A 5905-nucleotide genomic window follows, 5' to 3' on the forward strand; every position below is an offset into this window, starting at 1 on the left:
TGCTGAGGATATGCCAGGTTCCCTTGAACTGCTCCAGCATGCCCGGCTGCTGGCGCACATCGGGTGCATGCGGTGCGATCAGCCAGATCGAGGCGGCCACCAGCGTCGTCAACACGGTCATACCCATGCAGATCGCACGCCAGCTCTCGAACGAAAGCAGCCAGTTCAGAGGCGCTCCCACCGCGACGCCACCCAGCCCACCCACGGCCATTACCAGACCGTTGACGAGAGTCAGCTGCGTGACTGGAAAGTACTGCGCCGTCGCCTTGAATGCGCCGCCCAGGCATACCGACACACCAACACCGATCAGCAGGCGGCCGATCATCATCGCGGTCAGTCCGTGAGCATTGCCAAAAACCAGGATGCCCAGCGCAGCCACCAGCATCACGCAGGCCGTCACACGGCGTGGGCCGTAGTGATCCAGCAGTACGCCAGCGGGAAGCTGGGCGCCGGCAAAGCCCAGGAAATACATGCTAGTCAGGGTACCCAGATCACCCTGGGACAAGCCCAGGTCATGGGTCAGGAATGGCGCAAAGCCGAGGTTCACGCCGCGAAACAGGAACGAGACGAAATAACCGGCCGCAAAAACGGCAAAAACGCGGAGCCTGGTAGAGGTCATCGAGAATGGCATGGCAGATACAGGAACCTATTATCGACGAAGGCCGCACATCATCGAAAGTCCAATATTGACTTACCCCCGGCCATGTCAAAGGATCGACAGGTATCGGGCCGTCACGAATCCATACGGGGACTTAAACCATGAGACCTGCCTTTGCCTGGTGCGCACGTCGCGCGCCCTTCGTGCTCTTGCTGCCCGTGCTGGCCAGTTGCGCCAGTGACGGCAGCAAACATGCGGCGACGCTCGACCGCGCGCAGTTGACTACGCAATGGCGCACCGACACGCCTGCGGCCACGCTTCGCATGGATACGGCCCATGGCACGGCCACGCTGGTGATACAGCAAGGCGGCCAACATGTGCTCGACGAGCCGCTGGGCATTCGCAGCACTTCGTTCGACTACACGCATGATCTTCGGCTGCTTGCAGCCAAAAGCCAGGATATTTCCGATAGCTACCGCATGACCACCGGCAAGCGGCTCGATCGCCAGGTCAATATGCACGAGACACGTTACACGCTGGAAAACGCCGCCCACAAACGGTTGATCGTGGCAGTACGCGCCGCCGCCGATGGTGTCGCTTATCACTACGAGCTACCCGATGAAACCGGTAATGCCGTAGTGACCGGTGAAACTTCCGCCGCGATACTTCCCACCGATGCCCCCGCCTGGCTGCTGCCCTATAACCCCTGGTACGAAAAGTTGCGCGTGCAAACCACGGCCCGCGATGCCGCCAGCGGTGACTACGGTTATCCCTCGCTGTTCCGTGTGGGCGATATTTATGCCCTGCTGAGCGAAGCCGATGTAGACGGCAACTACGCGGGAAGCTTTCTCCACCATGAAGTCGGCAGCCTTGTCTACGAACTGCGCCTGGCCGATGGCCAGGTGCACAGCAACGGCATCACGCCATGGCGCGCCACCATCGTGGGCTCACTGGCGACCATCACCGAATCGACCCTGGTCGATGACCTGGCCAAACCGGCGCGCCTGACCGATACCCGATGGATTCGCCCAGGCAAGGTCGCCTGGTCCTGGCTCAGTGATCGCGATAGCCCCGGCAACCTGAAAAAGCAAAAGGCTTTCGTGGATTTCGCCTCCCGCCACGGCCTACCTTATGTGCTGGTCGACGAAGGCTGGAAGAGCGACTGGGTACCCAACCTGGTGACGTACGCGCAAAAGCGCCATGTGGACATCCTGCTGTGGTTCAAATGGCAAGACCTGGATACCGATGCAAAACGCACTGCCGTGCTTGACCAGGTCAAGCAGTGGGGCGTGAAAGGGGTCAAGGTCGATTTCATGAACTCCGATAGCCAGGAACGCTATCGGTGGTACGACGCGATCCTGGAGGCTACCTCGCAACGCCAGTTGATGATCGACCTGCATGGCTCGACCATTCCCCACGGTTTGGCGCGTACCTGGCCGCACATCATGAGCATGGAAGCGGTACGTGGCACGGAAAACGATGCACCTCCCTTTGCAAACACGATTCAGCCGTTCACACGCAACGTGGTCGGTTCGATGGATTTCACGCCCGTGGCGCTGGAGGACGGCCCCAAGCTGGCCAGCATCGCTCATGAGGTAGCACTGCCGGTAGTCTATGAATCAGGCTGGCTCAGCCTGGCAGACTCGCCCGCTGCATACGAGCGTCACCCGCGCGCGCTGGCCTTCATCGCCAAGGTGCCCACGGTATGGGAAGAAACGCGACTGCTTGCCGGTGATCCAGGGCGTGAGGCCATCATTGCCCGTCACAGTGGCGATCGTTGGTATATTGGCGGCGTGAGTGCCGGCCCGGCACGCACGTTGACCTTCTCGCTCGATCGCCTGGGCAGCGGCCCGTGGGTGGTCGATATGCTGCGTGACGCCCCCGGCAAAGGCCGGCACGACGTAGTGCGCAAGATCGCCCGAGCCGAAGCAGGCAAGGAGATTTCCGTCGAGGTCAAGGAAAACGGCGGCTTCGTTGCCGTACTTTGCCCCATGAAAGGAAAGAATCTAGGTTGCTACTAGCCCGCAACCAGGCGTATCGGCGCAGGGTTCAAGGCAAGCGGTATTACCTTGAACCACGCCCTATCAAGCCTGAGGCTTGATACCGGCAACGCCTTCCCAATCGTCCAGGCTCAGCCGTGGACGCCATCCTTCCAGGCGGATGCGTAAATGGTGGTAGCGCACCAGATAAGACAGAGCCACCGCCACCGCGCCGATACCCGCCGCAGCTCCCACCAGCAGCGCCCAGCGTGCGCCAAACGTATCGGCCACCCAACCGACGACTGGCGCTCCTATCGGCGTGGTGCCCATTGCGATCGCCAGGAAGATGGCTACCACCCGTCCACGCATCATCGGGTCCGTACTCAGCTGCATAAGGCTGTTGGTGGATGTAGTGAATGTCTGCGCCGATACCCCGATCAGCACGAGCGAGGCGGCAAAGCACCACAGGTTGGGTGAGATTGATGCAAGCAACAGCCCTGCGCCGAACAACCCAGCCGCGACCGCCAGCAACATGAAATGCGGACGCGCACGCATCGCTGCCATGAAAGCCCCGGCGACCGATCCCATAGCCATGGTCGAGGTCAAAAGACCATACTGATCCGCACCGCCATGAAATACGCTTACCGACATGGTGGAGATGAAAATCGGGAAATTGAGTCCAAACGTGCCGACCAGGAACAACATCGCCAGGATCGCCCGCAGGTCTGGCCGGTGCCATACGTAGCGAAAGCCATCGACCATGCTACCGCGCTTGCGCATGGCACGGTCATGCACAAATAGCTGATCGAGTTTCAACAGGCTCAAGGCATAGAGCACTGCCACAAAAGTTATCGCATTGATCAGGAAGACCCAACCCGTACCGACTGCTGCGATCAGGAGGCCAGCCACAGCCGGGCCAATCATGCGCGCGGCATTGAATGATGTGGAATTGAGCGCCACAGCGTTGGCCAAGTCGCCATCCTGGACCAGCTCGGACACGAACGTTTGCCGTGCCGGCGCATCGAATGCCGAAGCACAGCCAAGCAGGAAAGCAAACACATCAACCTGCCATAACCGCACCAGGCCGGTCACGGTCAGCAGGCCCAGGCCCAGCGCCAAGGCGCCCATGGTCGCCTGAGTAGTAAAAACAAGCTTGCGTCGATCCATGTGGTCCGCAGCGAAGCCCGTCAACGGCAACAATAAAATCTGCGGACCAAACTGCAATGCCATGACGACACCCACCGCCGTGGCATTGTGACGCGTCAATTGGGTCAGCACCAACCAGTCCTGGGCGGTGCGCTGCATCCAGGTACCCACGTTCGAGACGATGGAGCCGCTGGCCCAGACGCGGTAGTTGAACACCCGTAATGAACGGAACGCATGTTTCATGCGCGCTCTCCATCCACGAAGCGCTTGAGCAATACCAGGGCCGCGGACAATTGCTGCTGCTCCTGGGGTGACAGGTGCTGTTCTATCGCTCGCAGGATCCAATCCTCCCGCGCCGCGCGTCCTTGGCGTATGCGCTTGCGGCACGCGGCCGTCACGCTCCATAACGTGCGCCGCCCATCGTTGGGATCAGGAACCCCGGTAACCAGACCTGCGGCCTCCAGGGCTGCGATGTGGGTTCCCATTGATTGCGGGCGCATGCCCTCCGCCTGCGCCAGTGCCGTGATAGTGCTGGCACCATCGCGCTCCAGGCGACTGAGCACGGCTATCTGCGCGGACGACAGTTCGCCCATATGTCCCTGTTCACGCAGGCGCCGCTTGAGTTGGCCGATAACCACGCGCAATTCCACAGCCAGATTTGCCGACTGCTGCGAGGTATTCATAAGGTCTAAGGGTTTCATGGGGAGCGCCTACAGGCACGCAGTTATGAAGTTTACCTTAGCAGTTTACCTTCATGAATGAATGATTCCAATGCATGCCAAAGGCGTAACTTCTTGCGTATCTACCGCAATAGGTGACGCCTGTGCGGGGTCAGGCATTGACTATAAAGCCGGCGAGCGCAGCGGCATTGGCTTGAACTTCGATCGTTACCCGGCCAAGGCCAGCGGCATCCACGACGGCATCGGTAACCCATGCATGCTGCCGGGCACGGTTGAGGTGAGCTTCTGATCGCCTGGAATCGCCGCCTTTTGCCGTTACGCCTCACTCGGCAGAGTGTTCCTTGGGAGGCCCCAATCTCAAGACGAGATCATCCAGGCTTTCCAACGCAAAATTGAATCCATGCTCGGCTCCGCGCGAATCGGGTAATAACGAACCGCGCGCAAAGGCCTTGAACCAACGCACCTTGTCAGCCTCGGCAACGATGGCTTCCAGATAGCGACGATGCCTGTGCGCCGCCATCTGTGCCGGCGACACGTAGATCGATACCGGCAAATCCGCGACCCGATCGTAAAAGCGCAACGCAAATCCCTGCCCGTAGCGGCGAAAACTTACCGAGCCATTCATCACACGCTTGTTACGCCCTGGCTTGGCGTATTTCATCGCCGCAAAATACGAGCGCAGACGCACCGTTCCCATGTCCGGTGTACGCAAGGTCAGCTCGTCGAAAACCTCCTTGGGCAATTGCGCACGCGCCTGCACGTAGTATTCGACCAGGCGTTCCAGGCTACTTGTCCTGCGGCGGCCTCCCGCACGCGAGACCCGCCCACCCGACCCGCTTGATATCTCGCCGACGGCCGGCAGCGCCCCGGACTGGGAGATCGCGTCGCCAGTTGGCCTGACAGCCGGTTCGACATCCGGGTCGAAGATTTCAACAAAATCATGCAGCTTGGCTCGTGCCAGCTGCCTGGCACGCTCATCAGGCTCGACATGACTTTCTACCTGGTCGTCACCCACCCATTCGCAAAGTTCATGGTGTGGCGTGTGTGGATTTTCGCGAAAATGCATTGGCTGATGCGATGGCAAGTCTTCGGCGAAAATGTAGTAATTGACCGCCGTGATGCGCGCGGGCACCTCCATCGCCCTGCATTCGGGCGATGAACACAGGAAATGAAAATACGCGCGCGGCAATGCCTGCGCGAAATATTCGGCGCGAGCACGATCGATAGTGATCACATCTCCCAGCTCCTCGCACCAGGCGTGGGTGATGCGTTGATCCGGTCTGGCCATGGCGTCTCCGTCCTGATTCGACGTTAGAACCAGCCACAGGCTTACGTCAATCCAAGGCAGCCCTTGGCGCACAACTCAATATCCGGTCAGAAGGCAGCCGAAACCCGCCAGGGCTATGCCATGTCGATACCCTTGGACCTCCCCAAGGCCAAAGCTTATGCCTGTTCTTACCTGCTGGCGGCATTGCTACAGCGCCCGGGCACCGGCTCTGGAC

6 protein-coding genes are annotated in these 5905 nt (G+C 60.1%); 2 read left to right on the forward strand and 4 right to left on the reverse strand.

Going from position 1 to position 5905, the window contains the following annotated elements; translation table 11 throughout:
- Window positions 1-619, reverse strand: a 619-nt coding sequence (locus tag VF436_RS03530) for an MFS transporter (RefSeq protein ID WP_330902600.1), incomplete at its 3' end; no start/stop codon positions are given.
- Window positions 620-759: 140 nt separating this feature from the next.
- Here VF436_RS03530 and VF436_RS03535 point away from each other — a divergent pair.
- Entirely contained in the window at window positions 760-2619 is a 1860-nt protein-coding gene (locus tag VF436_RS03535) for a glycoside hydrolase family 97 protein (RefSeq protein WP_330902601.1), read from the forward strand.
- Window positions 2620-2682: 63 nt separating this feature from the next.
- Here VF436_RS03535 and VF436_RS03540 read toward each other — a convergent pair whose 3' ends face one another.
- Together VF436_RS03540 and VF436_RS03545 are read right to left on the reverse strand one after the other, a co-directional pair.
- Window positions 2683-3966, reverse strand: coding sequence for an MFS transporter (locus tag VF436_RS03540; RefSeq protein WP_330902602.1), 1284 nt, complete (start codon window positions 3964-3966; stop codon window positions 2683-2685).
- On the reverse strand, window positions 3963-4424 hold the full coding sequence (locus VF436_RS03545; RefSeq protein WP_330902603.1) for a MarR family winged helix-turn-helix transcriptional regulator: 462 nt from the start codon (window positions 4422-4424) through the stop codon (window positions 3963-3965). The genes VF436_RS03540 and VF436_RS03545 overlap by 4 nt, the downstream gene beginning before the upstream one ends.
- Before the next feature lie 70 nt (window positions 4425-4494).
- Between VF436_RS03545 and VF436_RS03550 the strand changes: the two genes are divergently transcribed.
- The gene (locus VF436_RS03550; protein WP_330902604.1) at window positions 4495-4692 is read left to right on the forward strand and encodes a hypothetical protein; all 198 of its coding nucleotides are present in this window, start codon (window positions 4495-4497) and stop codon (window positions 4690-4692) included.
- 33 nt (window positions 4693-4725) lie between these two features.
- Here VF436_RS03550 and VF436_RS03555 read toward each other — a convergent pair whose 3' ends face one another.
- On the reverse strand, window positions 4726-5691 hold the full coding sequence (locus VF436_RS03555; RefSeq protein ID WP_330902605.1) for a hypothetical protein: 966 nt from the start codon (window positions 5689-5691) through the stop codon (window positions 4726-4728).
- Window positions 5692-5905: the final 214 nt, after the last annotated feature.

It is taken from the genome of Dyella sp., from assembly GCF_036384435.1.
In the GTDB taxonomy this organism is placed as follows: Bacteria; Pseudomonadota; Gammaproteobacteria; order Xanthomonadales; family Rhodanobacteraceae; genus GSA-30.

Excerpts from the sequence above, each read along its gene's own strand:
- VF436_RS03535 (WP_330902601.1), top strand. The coding sequence starts at position 760 with ATGAGACCTGCCTTTGCCTGGTGCGCACGTCGCGCGCCCTTCGTGCTC.
- VF436_RS03540 (WP_330902602.1), bottom strand. The coding sequence starts at position 3,966 with ATGAAACATGCGTTCCGTTCATTACGGGTGTTCAACTACCGCGTCTGG.
- VF436_RS03545 (WP_330902603.1), bottom strand. The coding sequence starts at position 4,424 with ATGAAACCCTTAGACCTTATGAATACCTCGCAGCAGTCGGCAAATCTG.
- VF436_RS03550 (WP_330902604.1), top strand. The coding sequence starts at position 4,495 with ATGCATGCCAAAGGCGTAACTTCTTGCGTATCTACCGCAATAGGTGAC.
- VF436_RS03555 (WP_330902605.1), bottom strand. The coding sequence starts at position 5,691 with ATGGCCAGACCGGATCAACGCATCACCCACGCCTGGTGCGAGGAGCTG.